Annotated in this window: 15 protein-coding genes and 1 CRISPR repeat array; of the genes, 4 read left to right on the top strand and 11 right to left on the bottom strand. The window is 31.7% G+C overall.

Annotation, left to right across the window (positions count from 1 at the left end; genetic code table 11):
* Positions 1-224 precede the first annotated feature (224 nt).
* Positions 225-726: a CRISPR direct-repeat array (repeat unit 30 nt; unit sequence GTTTCAATACCAAAATGGCTACGATTAATT).
* 273 nt (positions 727-999) lie between these two features.
* The 3 genes from ACE193_RS20400 to ACE193_RS20410 all read right to left on the bottom strand — a co-directional run bounded on the left by ACE193_RS20400 (position 1,000) and on the right by ACE193_RS20410 (position 3,975).
* The gene (locus ACE193_RS20400) at positions 1,000-2,076 is read right to left on the bottom strand and encodes a PhoH family protein (protein WP_375560054.1); all 1,077 of its coding nucleotides are present in this window, start codon (positions 2,074-2,076) and stop codon (positions 1,000-1,002) included.
* Between the two features lie 157 nt (positions 2,077-2,233).
* Positions 2,234-2,815, bottom strand: a complete 582-nt coding sequence (locus ACE193_RS20405; protein WP_375560055.1) for a hypothetical protein — start codon at positions 2,813-2,815, stop codon at positions 2,234-2,236.
* 194 nt (positions 2,816-3,009) lie between these two features.
* The gene (locus tag ACE193_RS20410; protein ID WP_375560056.1) at positions 3,010-3,975 is read right to left on the bottom strand and encodes a UDP-glucuronic acid decarboxylase family protein; all 966 of its coding nucleotides are present in this window, start codon (positions 3,973-3,975) and stop codon (positions 3,010-3,012) included.
* A gap of 269 nt (positions 3,976-4,244) precedes the next feature.
* Here ACE193_RS20410 and ACE193_RS20415 point away from each other — a divergent pair, with 269 nt between their 5' ends.
* Positions 4,245-4,799 (top strand): hypothetical protein, encoded by a 555-nt coding sequence (locus tag ACE193_RS20415; RefSeq protein ID WP_375560057.1) that lies wholly within the window; start codon positions 4,245-4,247, stop codon positions 4,797-4,799.
* 265 nt (positions 4,800-5,064) lie between these two features.
* Here ACE193_RS20415 and ACE193_RS20420 read toward each other — a convergent pair whose 3' ends face one another.
* Both ACE193_RS20420 and ACE193_RS20425 read right to left on the bottom strand, forming a co-directional pair.
* On the bottom strand, positions 5,065-6,033 hold the full coding sequence (locus tag ACE193_RS20420) for a mevalonate kinase (protein ID WP_375560058.1): 969 nt from the start codon (positions 6,031-6,033) through the stop codon (positions 5,065-5,067).
* 166 nt (positions 6,034-6,199) lie between these two features.
* Positions 6,200-7,315 (bottom strand): diphosphomevalonate/mevalonate 3,5-bisphosphate decarboxylase family protein, encoded by a 1,116-nt coding sequence (locus tag ACE193_RS20425; RefSeq protein ID WP_375560059.1) that lies wholly within the window; start codon positions 7,313-7,315, stop codon positions 6,200-6,202.
* A gap of 417 nt (positions 7,316-7,732) precedes the next feature.
* Between ACE193_RS20425 and ACE193_RS20430 the strand changes: the two genes are divergently transcribed.
* Entirely contained in the window at positions 7,733-9,577 is a 1,845-nt protein-coding gene (locus ACE193_RS20430) for a tetratricopeptide repeat protein (RefSeq protein ID WP_375560060.1), read from the top strand.
* Positions 9,578-9,868: 291 nt separating this feature from the next.
* Here the strand turns inward: ACE193_RS20430 and ACE193_RS20435 are convergent, their stop codons facing one another.
* The 4 genes from ACE193_RS20435 to ACE193_RS20450 all read right to left on the bottom strand — a co-directional run bounded on the left by ACE193_RS20435 (position 9,869) and on the right by ACE193_RS20450 (position 13,726).
* Positions 9,869-10,393 carry a hypothetical protein gene (locus ACE193_RS20435; RefSeq protein ID WP_375560061.1) on the bottom strand — a complete coding sequence of 175 codons (525 nt, stop codon included), beginning with the start codon at positions 10,391-10,393 and terminating at the stop codon, positions 9,869-9,871.
* A gap of 22 nt (positions 10,394-10,415) precedes the next feature.
* On the bottom strand, positions 10,416-11,561 hold the full coding sequence (locus ACE193_RS20440) for a methionine aminotransferase (RefSeq protein WP_375560062.1): 1,146 nt from the start codon (positions 11,559-11,561) through the stop codon (positions 10,416-10,418).
* Positions 11,562-11,609: 48 nt separating this feature from the next.
* Positions 11,610-12,251 (bottom strand): class I SAM-dependent methyltransferase, encoded by a 642-nt coding sequence (locus tag ACE193_RS20445; RefSeq protein ID WP_375560063.1) that lies wholly within the window; start codon positions 12,249-12,251, stop codon positions 11,610-11,612.
* A 128-nt stretch (positions 12,252-12,379) separates the two neighbouring features.
* Entirely contained in the window at positions 12,380-13,726 is a 1,347-nt protein-coding gene (locus ACE193_RS20450) for an efflux RND transporter periplasmic adaptor subunit (RefSeq protein WP_375560064.1), read from the bottom strand.
* Positions 13,727-14,091: 365 nt separating this feature from the next.
* Between ACE193_RS20450 and ACE193_RS20455 the strand changes: the two genes are divergently transcribed.
* Together ACE193_RS20455 and ACE193_RS20460 are read left to right on the top strand one after the other, a co-directional pair.
* Positions 14,092-14,922, top strand: a complete 831-nt coding sequence (locus ACE193_RS20455; RefSeq protein ID WP_375560065.1) for a UDP-2,3-diacylglucosamine diphosphatase — start codon at positions 14,092-14,094, stop codon at positions 14,920-14,922.
* 15 nt (positions 14,923-14,937) lie between these two features.
* A complete protein-coding gene (locus tag ACE193_RS20460; protein ID WP_375560066.1) occupies positions 14,938-16,011 on the top strand; it encodes a glycosyltransferase family protein in 1,074 nt (357 codons plus the stop codon).
* A 13-nt stretch (positions 16,012-16,024) separates the two neighbouring features.
* Here ACE193_RS20460 and ACE193_RS20465 read toward each other — a convergent pair whose 3' ends face one another.
* Positions 16,025-16,720 (bottom strand): hypothetical protein, encoded by a 696-nt coding sequence (locus tag ACE193_RS20465; RefSeq protein WP_375560067.1) that lies wholly within the window; start codon positions 16,718-16,720, stop codon positions 16,025-16,027.
* A 78-nt stretch (positions 16,721-16,798) separates the two neighbouring features.
* Positions 16,799-17,872, bottom strand: a complete 1,074-nt coding sequence (locus tag ACE193_RS20470) for a 2Fe-2S iron-sulfur cluster-binding protein (protein WP_375560068.1) — start codon at positions 17,870-17,872, stop codon at positions 16,799-16,801.
* Positions 17,873-17,965: the final 93 nt, after the last annotated feature.

Here is a 17,965-nt window from a genome sequence, read left to right on the forward strand (position 1 = left end):
ACAAAATACATATACTGAGCCATAAAATCTCTTATTGGAAAACGATTTGGTATTCTGGTTATTATTGCAAAGATAATCCTTAGCTATTCTATTTTTATAGTTGCGTTGGAGGTTACATAGAGTACAAAGAACAGAAGAGAAAATATGAAGAGTTTTTTAAAAAAGGGAGGAAGAAAAAGAAGGAAAGTAGTTTTATGAAATTAGAAAGGTATCTCCTAAACCTCGTTTCAATACCAAAATGGCTACGATTAATTGAGAATTTCAAGAAAATCAAAACTTTTAGTTTGTGGGTGTTTCAATACCAAAATGGCTACGATTAATTATCATTTTTACAACAAAATAACTGACCTATGAAAATGTTTCAATACCAAAATGGCTACGATTAATTGGTAATTTTTAAATAGCTATTTTTTGAAAGGTCTAAGTTTCAATACCAAAATGGCTACGATTAATTAATCTTTTAATGCTTTAGCTAAATATTCATTTATTTGTTTCAATACCAAAATGGCTACGATTAATTCGAAGAATCGAAGAAGCAGAAAAAAAATGGCTACTGGCTATCACGTTTCAATACCAAAATGGCTACGATTAATTAACATTACGAAAAGAGTTGTAAACCTTTATTGTTCCGTTTCAATACCAAAATGGCTACGATTAATTAACAGCAAAGAAAGCAGTTAGCAATTAGTATTTTTTGTTTCAATACCAAAATGGCTACGATTAATTCCGTTGTAATATGAGAAAAAAAGTTGATTTCTGCAATAGAAACCAACTTTTTTATTTATAAAAATAACTTGCTTGTCGTCGCTCTCCAGTAATAAGAAAACTCCTAGGGTACGACGACACGCTTAACTTGTTGATTATAAGGTTTTTACGGTTAAATAAGCAGTTTTGCAAAATTTAAAAGGTAATTTTTGAAGACTTGGACGACATTAACTCTTCAAAATAGCTTTAAAGTAGCTTTTTGAATTTGCTCTGAGAAAATAGATATTTCAAAAATTACTCTTCTTCTGAGTTATCTTGACGTTTCAATTTATCAAAAGCATTTTCTCTACCTTCTTGTTTTTTTGCTCTACTTTCTCTACTTTCCTTGATAATTGCTTCTCTTCGTTCTTCTGATTTTTGGGCAATTTGGTCTTCTAAAGACTCATACGCTGAAATAATATGACGAACAAGTTTATGACGAACGACATCTTTTCCAGAAAGTTCTATGATCGAAATTCCATCAATATCTCTGAGGATTTTGACAGTCTGTGCCAGTCCAGAAGAAACATTTCTAGGCAAATCTACCTGTGTCATATCTCCTGTAATTATCATCTTCGAATCCAATCCCAAACGAGTAAGAAACATTTTGAGTTGCATCGTTGTCGTATTTTGAGCTTCATCTAATAGGACAAAAGCATTTGAAAGTGTACGACCACGCATATAAGCAATCGGAGCAATTTCAATGACATTAGTATCTTGATAAAATTTGAGCTTTTCGGGTGCAATCATATCAGCCAAAGCATCATAAATCGGACGCAAATAAGGGTCAATTTTTTCTTTCATATCCCCTGGTAAAAAGCCTAAACTTTCTCCAGCTTCGACAGCAGGGCGAGTAATAATAATTTTTTTGACCTGTTTGTTTTTCAATGCACGAACAGCCAAAGCAACAGCAATATAAGTTTTTCCTGTTCCTGCTGGTCCAAGTGCAAAGATAACATCGTTACTTGATGCAGCTTCTACAAGTTCTCTTTGATTAGGAGTTTTGGCTCTGATAGGTGTGCCTTGTATGCCATAAACCAAATTTTCGTCTTTTTGACGAGCTTGCGAAATCATATCAGCATCTTGCTCAATATAACTACGAACATCTTCGACAGAAACTAAGCCATAACGATTATAATGTTCCAAAAGGAGATTTATAATTTCGTTAATGTGCAAAAGTTCGGGGCGATTACCTTGTATGCGAAGTTCGTTTCCACGAGCCACTATCTTACTATTGGGAAAAGAGAGTGAAATTTCTTTGATATTTCTGTTTTCTACGCCCAAAAAATCAACTAAAGAAATATCTTTTAAAGGTATTATTTTTTCTACCAAATTAAATAAAATTAGAAGTTAGAAGTATGAATTCAGAAGTAATAACATAAATTAGAAATTAACATTCTGAACGAATTGACATTGTAATAAACTTAGAACTCAAATATAAGGTATTTAGTTCTAAAACCTAGCCTCTAAAATCTAAATTTGTTTTACTTTATTCATCATAAACACCTACTGTCATTGGATCGGTTACAATAACATTGCTTTCATTAAGATTTCTGTCAGCAATACTTATTTTGTATCTCAAAACATCGCCATTCTGAACAGGAGAAAAGCTAGTAGCAAATAAAGTAAGAGAATATCTAAGGTCGCCTTCTAGAGCTGTTTCTTTTTCTAGTGTATTGAGAACTGGAAAACGAGAGTTTAGATTAAAGTTTTGAGAAGCAAAAGTAACAGGTTCGAATTCTCCATCTTCATTCAAACGCTCTACATCAGCAAAAAAATTATGTCTAAAACGATTGACTGTTCCATCTGAATTTCTATCAGAAAAAGGAGGTAAAGTATCTGTTGAGGTAAGTCCCAAATCGCCATCGCCATCTTGAAAAAATAGAGTAATTACTACAGAATCAACATTTGTTCTTGATTTACTTGCTAGGTTTTGTAAACTTACAAATTCAATTTGAGGTGTGTTTGGGTAATCAGGTTCTGCAAAACAACCTGTAAGAAAAAATAACCCTACAAAAAGAAAAGCTGCAATTTTGATACTTAAACTATCAATTATTTTTTTATTTATCATAATTATTGATTTATTATTTTGTGTTTTTTCTTCTAAAATAGACTATAAAAAAATGATTCTTTCGCCTTTTAGAAATAAGTAAAGATGCTAGAAAATGATAAATCAAATTTGTGCATTTTATTCCTAAGACGAAAGAATCAAAACATGCGTTGCAGTAAAAATGTTAGATTAAATGTCTATCTATTTTATAAAAATTATGCTTTTACTGAATTATCAGCAGCTTTTTTATCTAATATTTCTTTAAAGAATTTATAAGTACGCTTCAATCCTTCTGCACGATCAATTTTTGGAGTCCAACCTAAAATATTTTTTGCCTTTGTAATATCTGGACAGCGTTGTTTTGGGTCATCTACTGGAAGGTCTTGATAAACTACTTTTTGAGAAGTTCCTGTTAGTTTGATAATCTCTTCTGCAAAATCAGACATAGAAATCTCACTAGGATTTCCAATATTCATTGGCAAATGATAATCACTCAAAAGAAGTTGATAAATTCCTTCTACCAAATCATCTACATAACAAAAAGAACGAGTTTGAGAACCATCGCCAAAAATTGTCAAATCTTCTCCTTCAATCGCTTGACGCATAAAAGTAGGCAAAACACGTCCGTCATCCAATCGCATACGAGGACCATACGTGTTGAAGATACGAATCATACGAGTTTCTACTGCGTGTGCATTGTGATATGCCATTGTGATTGATTCCAAAAAGCGTTTTGCTTCGTCATAAACACCACGAGGACCAACAGAATTTACATGTCCCCAATATTCTTCTGTTTGAGGATGAACTTCTGGGTCGCCATAAATTTCGGAAGTAGAAGCCACCAAAATTCTAGCTTTTTTTGCTTTTGCAAGTCCTAAAAGATTATGAGTTCCCAATGCGCCTACTTTCAAGGTTTGGATAGGCATTTTGAGATAATCAATCGGAGAAGCTGGAGAAGCGAAGTGTAAAATATAATCCAAATCATCAGGAACATGCACAAAAGTAGTAATGTCGTGATGATAAAATTTGAAGTTAGGAAGTTCAAAAAGATGTTCGATATTTTTGATATTTCCTGTCAGAAGGTTATCCATTCCGATAACATAATAACCTTCTGCAATAAAACGGTCGCAAAGATGTGAACCCAAGAATCCTGCTGCACCTGCAATAAGTATTTTTTTCATTCGTAAATTAATGTCTATTTTTTCTAAAAAGATGAGTATCGACAAATTTAAGGAAAACTATTGAAGTCTATGCAGATAGGAAATAAAATTTTGTATTGTTTCTCAATGAAAGGAACAGTCTATCAATTTTGAAGTAGTAATAACAGAAATATACAGAAAATAGGAGTTAAGACTTTTCTTATTTTTAATTAAAAAGCTGTTTGACAGTTTTTGCCTTTTGATGGAATTTTTTACATTTGAGAAACATATATTTAAAATAATCACTAAATATGAAACAACTTATCACTCTTGCATTGATTTTGCTAACCTTCACATCTTATGCACAAGACAAGCACAACTACACACAATTCAATAAATTGACAGAAATTGAAGGAACCGACTATGTCATTGCGACTATTGAAAACCGAGGAAAAATAGATACCAAAAGTCGTTATTTGCTTTTTATTGACACAAAGAGTGGAGAGACAAATCAAGTTGATATTCCCAAAGACGGATATTTTGAAAAAATTGAGCAAGTAAAAATCGACGAATTAGGAATAAACAAAATTATTGTATCTGCTCAGACAGTTGATTTAGATGGAAAGAAAGGGATTGACTGGAACGATCCTAAGCAAATAATTATTTTATCAACAGATGGAAAAGAGAGAACTCAACTAACTGATAGCAAATTATTTGTTCGTACTTGGGTAGTAAATAGAAAAACAGGAACTATCATAATTACTGGACACTATGACACAAACAATAACGGCAAGTACGATAAGACTGACAAGAATGAAATTGGTATTTATGACTTGAAAACGTTGAAATTAATAACTAAAATTTGACAAAAAAGGAGAAAAAATACCAAATTCACATTAAATTAATAAAAGAGTAAAAATCACTTTTTTACATTGAATTAGCCTTAGAAATATGGGAAATACTTTTAAGGCTATTTTTATGTTTTTTAATTCTTACTATCAGAAGCTATAATATTTCTAATACTAAATCCCCAGCTATCGCTCGCAAAAAAAATGATTCTCGCTCGTTTTTAACGAGTGAATAATATGTATTCAGCTTGTAGCCGTGTATTTTGTGTTCCAAAAAAAACAATCAAATCTCATAAACCACTCTAACTTGATACTGTGAAAAATGATGTTTTACTTTATCAAAATCTTTTGCAAAACCTAAGATAAAACCTCCACCACCTGCGCCACAGAGTTTCAAATAATAATCATCGGTTTGTAATCCGTATTTCCAAAGTGGACGGTATAAAGACGGAATCATAGGCTGAAAATTCTTATATTGAAAATGAGATAAGTCACTCAAGTTTTTGAACATTGCTTCTAAATCATTGGCTAAAAATGTTTCTATACAAGCATTATTCAAAGGAATAAACTCATTCTGACAGGCATCTGCAAAGTCTTTATTTTTACATTTCTCTAAAAAAAGGTTTACTAAAGGCTCGGTTCTGCGTGGTCTTCCTGTATTTAATAAAAAAACTGCTCCTTTATTGAGTTCTGTACTATTTTCTTTATTTTCTTCAAAGTCTGGAATTTGAGTTACTTCAATTTCCTTTTTACTTTTTATAAGCAAAGGCATATTCAAATAACAAATCAAAGGGTCAAAACCAGAACTAGAACCGTGAAAATGACTTTCCATTCTAGCAAAAACTTTTTTCAAATTACTAATTTCTTCTGTGGTCGGAACTCCGTTTGCAATCGGTAATTTTCTGCGTGCATAACGTTGATACATCGCAGCCGTAAGTGAACCCGAACTTCCCACACCAAAACCTTGTGGAATGGTAGATTCAAAAAACAGTCCTTGCTCCAAATCAAAATCTAGTGAAGTAAAATCAAAATCAATCGGAAAATCATCTTCTTTTACAAGCCTTCTAAGATAATCAGCAAAGGTGCGAAGTTCATTATTGGATTGAAGAATCTTAGAAGAAACTTGCGTTACATTTTTAAATATTAACCTTCCTTGAAATAAATCGTAAGGAAGAGCAAGTCCCATTGCCTCGTGAATGATGCCGTACTCGCCAAAAAGTAGAATTTTTGAGTTAAAAAAAGGAGATTTCATTTTTATTAATTACGAATTATGAAATAATCAGCATAGCTAATTACAAATGGGGTAGGATTGGTAAATGATTTATATGATTTTTATGATGAAAGGCAGGATAATAAAAAAACATTTTCAAATACAGAATTGTATTTTACTTCTGACTTTTTAAATCTGACTTCTAACTTTATTTTACTGATGACTGGTAACTGACATGGTCTTTTAGATACTTTCCTTCAAAACAAAATGGTTTTAGCTTTCTTTCTATAAAGTCTAAGCATTCTTTTTCGTATTTTTTTGGATATAAGACGTGTACATTTGCACCAGCATCAAGTGTAAAACAGATAGGAATGTTTTTTTCTTGACGGAACTTCTGTATTTTTTTGATAATGGTAAGCGTTCCTGTTTCCATCAAAATAAAAGGAGGTGAGCTACACATCATGAGTGCATGCAAGACAAAAGCCTCATTTTCCACAACTTCAATAAAAGTTCCTGTATCGCCTGTTGATAAAGCATCAATTAATTTTTTGAGATTCGAATGAGCTAAATTATAACGAGTTTCTGCAAATGGATTATCTTCCATAAGTGCATGACCAGCACGACTAGAAACACTTTTTTCTTCTGCCGAAACTATCAAAATTGTATCTTGATAATTTTGAAAAATAGCATGAATGGGTAGAGAATATGGACTTGCAAAAAGGTCAGAAGTATTTTTTATACTTTCTGTTTGCCCCCAAGTTGTGATTGGAATGTTGGAATAAACCGAACGAGCAGCACTTCCAGAACCCAAACGAGCCAAATAAGATGCTTTTTGATAAAATTCTTTTTTATTCTCTAAAGTATTCAAAAGTTGCCTTTCCAAATCACACAAACACAACGCTAAAGCAGCCATACTAGAAGCTGACGAAGCAATTCCTGCCGAATGAGGAAAGGAGTTTTGAGAATAGATTTTGAGATGAACAAAACCTAAATAGGGTTGATTAGGCAAAAGACTTTCTAAAAACTTGCGTATTTTTTGTTCGAATTTTTCATTTTTCTTATTTTCAAACCAAAATTCTAAAGAAATTTCAGCTTTTGATTCGCCTTCTGTTTTGCTTTTATACTCCAATTTTGTTTCTGTAAAGGCATTGGTAAGTGTGAAACTAAGCGACGGATTATTTGGAAGTTGAACTCCATGTTTTCCCCAATATTTTATGAGTGCAATATTTGAAGGACTTTTATGAGTAATTGTTCCTTTTTTGTCTTCTTTTTGTAGAAGAGAAGTCTCCTTAAAAAAAACGTTGTCGGTTACAGAAAAATTCATGAGTTATGAAGGTAATAAATGTTGTTGGTGTCGCTTTGCTAAAACACTAACAACGGCGAAGTAAGTGAAAATCTACAAATCAAAGGCACAAAGTTACTTATCAAAATGAATAAATACTTTTTTTTGAGAAATGTTTTGAGAAATTTTATTGATAGAATTCAGATAAGCTGAAAAAAAATGCAAAAATAGCTTGTTGATAAGGTTAAGCTAACAGAAGTAACTTAATCTCTTAGTTTTACTCTTTGTGTGTTTTTATAAGGTTTTGCGTATATTTCCGTTATAAAGCTATAAAATTCTGAAAAACTAAATCAGAAGGACAGAAAAATTTATCTATAATACTCTTCAAAACTTATGAACTATTTTTTTTATAATAAAAACCATTTTGTTAGTTCAAGATTGTTTCCAACTCTATTTCTTGTGATTTTTCACTCATTTTTTTCACTGACTTTTGCTCAATCGGAAGACCAAAATGAAGCAAGTGATAATGAAATAAGTATAATGGAATTTGTTTTTGAGAAAGATAAATCTCCAACACTAAAGGAAGATGAGTTTCCTCAAAAAGCGATACAAATTTTATCCAAACATGAAACAACCACTTCTTATAAGTTAAAGTATGATGTAGAAATTGCACTCAATTCTGAAAGTGAAGATAATTATACAATTACTTTTATTTCTAAGGAAGTAATCGGAGGAATGTATCGTAATTTTTCGATAGCAGATTATTTGTTGCCAGAACAAGTTAGTTTTGATGTAACTTGGGGACACAAAACAAAAGATGATAAAAAAGATAATAAAACAATAAAAAAAGAATTTTCTAAAGTAGAATTTGATATTAATCACAAAGTAAGTGTTGATGTTTCATTTCCTCTTACAGCAGATTATCGCCCTATTTTGATAGAAAAGATAGTTTTTCATTATGGCGACTTACAAGAAAAAGGACTAACTTCTCGTATCAAACTGATTGATGAATATTATAACGAATCACAGAAAATTGAAAGTTTTTTGACTGATTTGAATGCTATTCAAAAAGAAAAAGGATTTGAACCAAATTCTAAAAAGGAATTGGAAGCAAAGCAAAAATTACAACCCATCGAAAGTGCTATTCGTAAGTTAGATGCTTATGCAAGCGAACTTATTACAGACGAAGAAGACCCTGTAAAGCTTCGTCAGCAACTCAGTAAACTCAAAACGTCTTATACACAAACTCGTTCGATGCTTTTTACTGCAACAGCAGAATCTGAAAAAGCCTGTCAAGATGAGTACCAGCAAGGAAAACAATATTTAGAAAATGGAAAAGCAAACTCTGCACAACTTTCCTTTACTTCTGTTTTGGCAAGATGTCCTACTCATGTTCCTTCTTTGATTCGTAGGGCGCAATTATTTTATCAAGAAGGAAAATTTGATAATGCTCGTCAAGACCTTTCCCATCTTCCAAAAGGAGAAGAGCTAACAACGGCATTAAAAGAAGAAAGTGATTTGCAGACTGCCATAGAAAGTGTTTATTTTGATTTATTTGCTTTTTTTATCCGAAAAGGAGATTATGCTTCCAAAAATTTAGAATTTGATGAGGCTTTCAATTTCTTTTCTCAAGCAGAAGAAATTTGTGAACAAAATCCATTTTTGCCTAACTGTACTGAGCAGTTAGCTCCACGACTTACCAATGCAAAAAAAGACCAGTTAGAATACTTAGATGCACAAATTAGAAATTCTTTGTATGAAAATAATTTATCAGAAGCTGTTGGTTTTGTAGTTAAATCAAAAAGTATAATAGGAAAACAAGAACCCGAAGGAGAGCTAAAAAAACATACTGAACTACTAACACAGAAACTAGAAAAGCGTACTAATGATGCCATAATTATTCAAAATTGGGAGGAAGCACTGGAAGCTCTTGAACTAAATGTAGGATTGAAAACAGGACTTACCTATTCTGATTCTAGTCTGTTTTGGAAGGAAGTAGGACAAAAAATTCAGACATTAGACCAACAACAAAATCATAAAGATTTATTGATTTATGCAACAGCTCGTTATTCTCAACTCAATTTACCTTTGACAAATTCTCTTTTAAAACGTCTTACTCAAACAGATATTTCTAAGAATGAATGGCAACAGCTTGGTCAAGACATCGGAAAGAAAGATTATTATCTTCAACCGACTGCAAACCCTGAAGAAATTATTACAAAATATGTTTTGCTAGACCCAGCACTCAATAAAAATTTCCAAAAAGGATACTTTCAAGTTTGGAAGGAATTGGGGAAGGAGTAGTTTTATATTGTTGGTGTCGTTTCGCTAAAACACTAGGTTAATCGCATCTAATTTGGACGTTTTTCTGACTTTTAGCTGCGTAGCTGCGTAATATTGCAGCTTGATGTTTTGGAAAGCACGAAAAAACAAAATTACGCAGTTACGCAGCTTTTGATAGAAGAAGAACTATTTTTTCTACCAATATTACGCTACTCTGTAGCTAAAATTCATTGAATAAGTATAAAAAACATCATTATTTGGTGCGATTAACCTACTAAAACACTAACAACGGCTAAAAACTAAACTGTTTTATTATTCAGCAACTTGATTTAGATTGCCTTTATTATTTTCTAATATTAAAGGCATTCCTTCCTTTATACCATAAGGAGAAGCTAAATACATTTCTAAATTAGTTCCTCTATTGAAAAAATTATCAGTTATTTTTACTTTTCCATCAAAATAAACATCAAAAAAATCACAGTATCCATTAAACACACAATTATCAATAATAAATTCATTTGGAGCAATATTATGTCCTCCACAATCAAATGTAGAATGTTTGGAAATTATGGTGTTTGTCATACTAAATCCCCCACAGAAATAAGTTGCATGACAGTATAACTCGTCTATTCTACAGTTTATAAAAGTTATAGATTTTTCTAAACATATACAGACAGCATTAAATAATTTTATTTCACAATTTTCAAATACTAATTCTGTATCAAAATCAAAAAAATTATTATCAATAGAATCTAACAAGCTCAAATCAATATCTCCCAACTTTTGGTCCTTAAACTCTAACTTTTTATATTTTGTCCACTCCTTAATTTCTATCATGATTTTTTATAAGTTTTAAATGCTAAAGTTTACTCAATTTTTCCACAGCTTTCTCCAAGGTTTCATTATTTTTCGCAAAACAAAGGCGTAGGATTTTAGCTGAATTGTCATTTTCATTTTGATAAAAAGGAGAAATTGGAATACTTGCCACACCTATTTTTTCAGTCAGCCAAATAGCAAAATCAGTGTCTTTTTGGTCAGATATTTTGGAATAATCTACGAGTTGAAAGTATGTTCCTTGTGTGGGTGTAAAAGTAAAATTAGTTTGCCCTAAAAGACTACACAAATAATCTCTTTTTTGTTGATAAAAATCGGCTAAATGAATATAATTTTCTTCATCTTTCAAAAACTCTGATAACGCAACTTGAATTGGTGTAACAGTACTGAAAGTAATATATTGATGAATTTTACGAAGCTCGGCAGTCAATTTTTTTGGTGCAACTACATACCCCACTTTCCAACCTGTTGCATGAAAAGTTTTGCCAAACGAAAAGACAGCAAACGAACGTTCTCGCAAGTTTGGATAAGAAAGCACGCTTTGATGTTTCTGATTATCAAAAATAAGATGTTCATAGACTTCATCACTAATTACCAAAATACTACTTCCTTCTAAAAGCGAATCCAACATTTTCAAATCATCTTTTGTCCAAGTTGTTCCTGTTGGATTATGTGGCGTATTGAAGATAATCAAACGAGTTTTTGGAGAAATAAGGCGTTTTAACTGTTCAAAATCAGGTCTAAAACTAGGAGCAGACAAAGAAATATGTCTTACAATTCCTCCTTGAAGTTCGATAGCAGGAACATACAAATCATAAGCAGGCTCAAAAATAATTACTTCATCGTCTTCTCGGACTGTGGCAGCAATGGCAGTAAAAATTCCTTCTGAAGCACCCGAAAGAACCGTTATTTCTGTATCTGGGTCAGAAGTAACACCATATATTTTTTCAATTTTTTGAGCAATTTGTTCACGCAGAGGCATAAAACCAGCCATTGGAGCATACTGATTAAAGTTGCTATTCATTGCCTTGGTTACTTCTTTTACTAAATTTTCATTGACTTTAAAGTCTGGAAAACCTTGTGAAAGGTTGATAGCATTATGTTTTTGGGCAAGCGCAGACATGACCGTAAAAATAGTTGTGCCTACTTTTGGAAGTTTTGTTGTAATCAATGACTGGGAATTAGGGATTGGAAATTAGATATTGGAAAATGAAAAAACTTAATTTTCAAAAACATAAAAAACTCTATCCAAACCAGTAAGAGATTGGTATTTAATCATTTCTAAAGATTTGTAATGACAAGATTCTTTGATAAGGTGCATATCTTCCTCGTAAGGCATATAGGCATCTAGTGTTCCCCAATCCATTTCTACACGGATATAATGTTTGTTTATTTTCATTCCGACAAACTTAATTTTGTCTTGAGGAGCTTCTATAAATAATTTGCCACCTGTTTTGAGGTATTTTCTTATTTTACAAATAGAATCTCGTTGTTGTTCTAGGTTTTGCTCTAGTATTCCAGACCAAAGCCATAAAACGGCATCTACTTTTTCAGGTAAGTTTAGTTCTTCTATATCTTGATGGAGCATAAAGACATTTTCATTTTTATGCTCTTTTTCCATATAATTGACAAAAGACTCTACTCGTTCGACACCATAAATTTTACCTTCAAAACCACGTTTTAAAAGTTCATCGACGACCCTTCCATATCCTACTCCTAATTCTGCAATGGCTTTTGCATTTTTTATTTGGGGATAAATCTCATCAATATCTACTCCTGTATCAAATCCTGTAACTCCTGCGAGTTCTTTAAATTTTTCTATCTGAATATTTCTATAAAAGTCAATGTTAGCTAAAGTCATAATTGTATTATGAAGTAAAAAAATAGGCTATTTGGTATAAAGCAGTTCTATTAAAAGGAAATCTTTTTTCAACAAAAAACATAGCTTAGTAAGCTATTAAGTTTTGTGTTAATGAATTAACCTACAAGTTACTTTGCTTTTTTGTCTTTTGCAATTTTGACAGTACTTTCATCTTCTAAAGTTTTAGAAATTGCATTGTAAGGAGCAACAACTACTTCTTTTCCTTCTTCTACACCACTCAAAATTTCGATATTATCAAAATCACTAAGTCCTGTTTTTACTTCTACCATCTTTACTTGATTTTCGCCATCTCTGACAAAAATTACTTCTTTCATTTTATCTTCTTCTAATTTTTCATTTTTAGTTGTTTCTTTTTTAGGTTTTCCTCTAGGCGAATCTTCTTTTTCCTCTTCATTATTATATTTACTGTTTCTTACTGTAACGGCTGCTAGTGGAACAGCTAACGCATTATTTTTTCTGTTTGTTATAATCTCAACACTTGCCGTCATCCCTGGAAGAAAAGGAAAATTTCTTTTTTCTAATAATTCTTTATACGAATCTCTACTCATTCTAATTTTTACTTCAAACTCAGTAACAGCATCAGCCGTAACAGTCTGTAAATTATTGGCAGACCTTGAAATATAAGTAACAATTCCTATAAATTTTTGGTCTGGATAAGCATCAACTTCTACATACGCCGTATCATTCATTTCGATACGAATAATATCATTTTCATTTACGTTTACTCTGACTTCCATATTTTTGAATTCTGCAATACGCAAAAGTTCTGTTCCTGTCATTTGTACAGTTCCCACGACACGCTCACCTTGTTCGACATTCAAAGAAGAAATAATTCCACTTTGAGGAGCAAAAATAGTAGTAAGTGATAAGTTTGCTTGTGCTTCTTCTAATGTTGCTCTAGCACTTTGGAGAGAATATCTTGCAGATTCTACTGTTTTTTCGGCAGCTTGGAGTTCTGCTTCAGCTACTTTGAAAGTAGATTCTGCTGCTTGAAAATCTTGTAATGAGATTATTTTATCATCAAAGAGTTTTTGTTGTCTTCCAAAATCTGCCTTTGCTCTAAAATATTGTGCTTTTGCTTGTTGTAAGCGTGCATTGGCTTGTTCGATATTTGCTCCTTGCGAACCTAGAGAAGCACGAGTTCGGTCGACGGCAGTTTGATATGTATCAGGACGGATTTTTAGAAGTAATTGTCCTTCTTTTACCGAATCACCTTCTTTTACCAATAATTCAGTAATTTCTCCCGAAACATCTGGAGATAATTTTACTTCTACTTCGGGATAAATTTTTCCTGATGCACTTACTCTTTCGACAATTTGAATGCGTTTGACTGGAGAAAACTCTACTTCAATTCCATCTTCAGCACCAAACCAACCCATTTTTTTTCCTGTAACACCCAAAACAACAAGTAAGACGACAGCACCAATAATGATAAAAAGATTTTTATTAGACATATAAAATACAAAGTTAGAAGTATGAAGTTAGAAATTTAATAAATACAATAAAATATATTTGTAGGTTAAAGGCTTGCCTTTGACGATTTATAAAATGAATTAACGTTTCTACAAGTAAGTTGTTTAAGGCAATCAAAACTTACACTAAAATTGATTTTTGTGGTTTTTTTTAGGATTTAGAAAAGGTTTTTTTGGTAAGGGGTTGATTTTCAAATATATAGTTTGTTCATATTCACTTGTTTTTAGTGCAAAATATTTATTACAACTTCATTTTTCTATAAAATAGAGTTGATTTGCTTTGTGTAATTTGCACATAGATAAATCATACAATCCAACAAAACAGATTTACATTAATCATAAAAACTATGAAACGCAAAGTAGAAGTCGTTGTTATTTCAGATGTGCATTTGGGAACGTATGGTTCAAAAGCTCTTCCTCTTTTAGATTATTTGAATAGTATCGAACCCAAAATAGTCGTTTTGAATGGCGATATTATAGATGGCTGGCAATTTAGTAGAAAATATTTTCCTACTTCTCATGTAGAGGTGGTCAAAAAGATTTTGGATTGGGTAAGTAAAGGTGTTCAGCTTTATTATGTTACAGGAAACCATGATGAAATGATGCGAAAATTTGTCGGTTTTGGAGTTTCGAATGCTAAAATTGTAAATAAAGTTGTTTTATCTCTTGATGGAAAACTTGCTTGGATTTTTCATGGAGATGTGTTTGATGTTACGATGCGTCACTCAAAATGGATTGCCAAAATGGGTGCAGATGGGTATGGTTTTTTGATTCTGCTCAACAAAGCTGTAAATTCTGTACTCAAAAAAGTAGGAAAAGGTAAAATTTCACTTTCAAAACAAATCAAAAATAGTGTAAAATCAGCAGTTAAATCTAAAAATAATTTTGAAACGACGGCTGCCGAGATTGCTATCCAAAATGGTTATGACTATGTGATTTGTGGACACATTCATCAACCCATCATAAAAGATATAGAAATAGAAAATGATAAAGTTTGTTACCTTAATTCTGGTGATTGGGTAGAAAATATGACGGCTTTAGAATATAATGACAAAAAATGGACACTTTATGTTCATAAAATAGATGAGAATCTGACAGAAGAAGATATAAAAATGGTTTCCGAAAATCCATTGACCAATGAATATTTATTCGAACAGCTTTTGAAAGAATTTGAATAGAAAAAAAATAAAATTATGAAAAATAATCACTCAAAACCTCGCTTACTTTATGCACTTCAAGCAACAGGAAACGGACATATTAGTCGTGCTTGCGAACTAATTCCGATTTTTCAAAAATATGCTGATGTAGATGTTTTGATTAGTGGAACTTCTGCCGAACTAAAATTACCTTTTGATGTAGATTATAATTTTAAAGGACTGAGTTTTACTTTTGGGAAAAATGGAGGGATAGATTTTATAGATACATTTCGAAAAGTAAAATTTAAGCCATTTATCAAAGCCGTAACTTCTCTACCTGTTGAAAAATATGATATTATAATTTCTGATTTTGAACCTGTTTCGGCTTGGGCGTGCAAACTTAAAGGAAAAAAATGTATCGGAATTAGTAATCAAGAAGCCATAAAATTGCCCAATATTCCCAAACCAAAACACAGCGACAAAATAGGCGATTTTGTAATCAAAAATTATGCACCGACTTCAGAAGGGTATGGTTTTCATTTTTTGCCATTAGCTAAAACTGTTTTTCCTCCTTTGGTGCGTTCTGAAATTCGTAATGCAGTAGTTGCAACGAAAGAACATTATACAATTTATCTACCTGCTTACGACCAAAAACAGCTTTTGAGGTTTTGTAAGCACTTTTTTTATATTGATTGGGAAATATTTTCAAAACATACAGATACAGAATACCGAGATGAAAACGCATATATTCGTCCTGTCAATAAAGAAAGTTTTACAGAAAGTTTGAGGACGTGTAAAGGTTTTGTGTGTGGGGCAGGTTTTGAAGCACCAGCAGAAGCACTTTTTTTAGGTAAAAAACTATTGATTATTCCAATGAAAAATCAATATGAACAGCATTATAACGCAGCAGGATTAGAAGCCGTTGGAGCAACTGTTTTGAAAAATATCAAATCAAAAAGGTATGAAAAAGTAGAAAAATGGCTGAAAAAAGAAAGCCCAGCACCCATTCAATTTGAATATTCTGCTCATCGTCTTGTGCAAATGATTATTCAAAATTATTATATTACTCAAAAAAGTTTTTCAAAGTTAGAATCTTTGTTTTTACCTAGTTTTGAGTTTGGAAAGTCGTAATATTGATTATTCTTTAAAGATTTTGAAATTTTTTTTCAAGGAAATTAATCGTTTCTTCTGCTGAATTGAAACAATATTCGCTACCATCTTTATTCATAGAAAGCCAAAATTTTTCTTTTGTGCAGTAAAAAGAACAATAATCATTGTCATTGCCTGCATCTTCCCCTAAAGACAAACACAATCTTCCTACACTTGTATAAGGAAAAAGGGATTTGAGTATTTTGGATTCTTTGTATATATCAAATAGCTTTAAGGTCGCTATAGTTTGTTCATTTGTGGGTTGATGATTTAGATGTTTACGAACTTGTTTTAGTTTATATTCATTTACTCCTTCTTTTCCCTGCAAATAATAGGGATAGACTTCTAGAAATTCTAAGACTGGAATTTTTAATTTCAATTCTTCTAATGAAACTTCCTCTAACAACCATTTTTGAAAAAGAATCTTTATTTCTTTGAGAGGAATATTATATTCTTCAGATAAAGGAACATCATAACGATAAGAAGCTATATGTATGTCGTTTTCTAATAAAAAAACATCTGTATTTATGAAAATAAGGCTTTCTCTATCTTTAAAGTGATTTTTATGTTCGTTTATATAAAGCTGAAAGTTTCGTTTTTTACATTTTATATTAAATTCTTGCCTACCTTCTTCTATATATTCATCTACAATTCTACATTTTTCAAGATTAAACCAATTTTTATCTATCATTTTTTATAAATTTATAGTTAAATAAAACGGCTCACTAAAAAGCAAGCCGTATCGTAATTCGTAACCCGTAATTGAAAATTAAGCATCCATATCCACTTTCACATCATCCGTAAGTGGATGCGCTTGACAAGTCAGAATATAACCTTCTGTAATTTCGGCTTCACTAAGAGCTTCATTCGAATCCATCGTTACTTTTCCAGACAAACAAAGACCACGACAGGCTGTACAAAGTCCACTCTGACACGAATACGGCATATCAATTTCATCATCTAAAGCAGCTTCTAAAATTGTCTTTTTGGCATCAACAGCTACTTCTGATTCTTCTCCATTCAAAATAACTTTGACTGTTTTTCTGCCATCAGGAACAATTTCTCCATTTTCATCATCAGTATTAACAGGAGCAAAAAAGTTTTCTTTATGAACAGTATCACTTGGTACATTCAATCCTGATAAAGTTTCTTGTATTGTATCCATCATGCCTTCAGGACCACAGAGGTAGAAAATTCGGTCTTTAATATTTGGGAGTTTTTCTAAAGTTGTTTGGATGAATTCTTTTGTAATACGACCTTTAAAATGATTTTCTTGATTTGATAAATCGGTCTTTGGTTGTGTCAGAACATAAATCAAATTAAATCTATCTCCATGTTTTTCTTTTAGTTTATCTAATTGATTTTTGAAAATAACACTTTCTTCATCTCTACATGTATAAATCAAAGAAACAACACTATTTTGCTCATAACTCAAAGCGACTTTTAGCATTGACATCAAAGGCGTAATTCCACTTCCTCCACCAAAAAGAACAATATGACGATTGTTATCTGGGTGTGTTCTTAACACAAAATTACCCATTGGTTCCATTATTTCTAGCTTCTCATTTGCTTTCAAAGTATCATTCAAGAGATTCGAAACTACTCCACCCTCTACTCGTTTTACAGTTACAGCAAGTGTGCTATCCAAGTGAGGCGCAGAACACAACGAGTAAGCACGACGGTATTTTTTACCAGTTGAATCTTTGACAATAAGTGTCAAAAACTGACCTGCATAATAAGGTATCTTTCTAAAAAGAGGTTGTTTGAGATGAATAGTAATAGTATCAGGAGTTTCTCTGACAATTTCTTTTATTTTTAGTGTTTGATAGCGATTAGATGACATAAAAAAAATATAGTTATTTAGTTGGGTGTAAATTGTATATGAATTGGCAAAGTTTTTTAGAAAAAATAAATGGATTAGTTACATTTTTTTCAA

The sequence above is a fragment of the Bernardetia aquimarina genome, from assembly GCF_042180575.1.
Lineage (GTDB): Bacteria > Bacteroidota > Bacteroidia > Cytophagales > Bernardetiaceae > Bernardetia.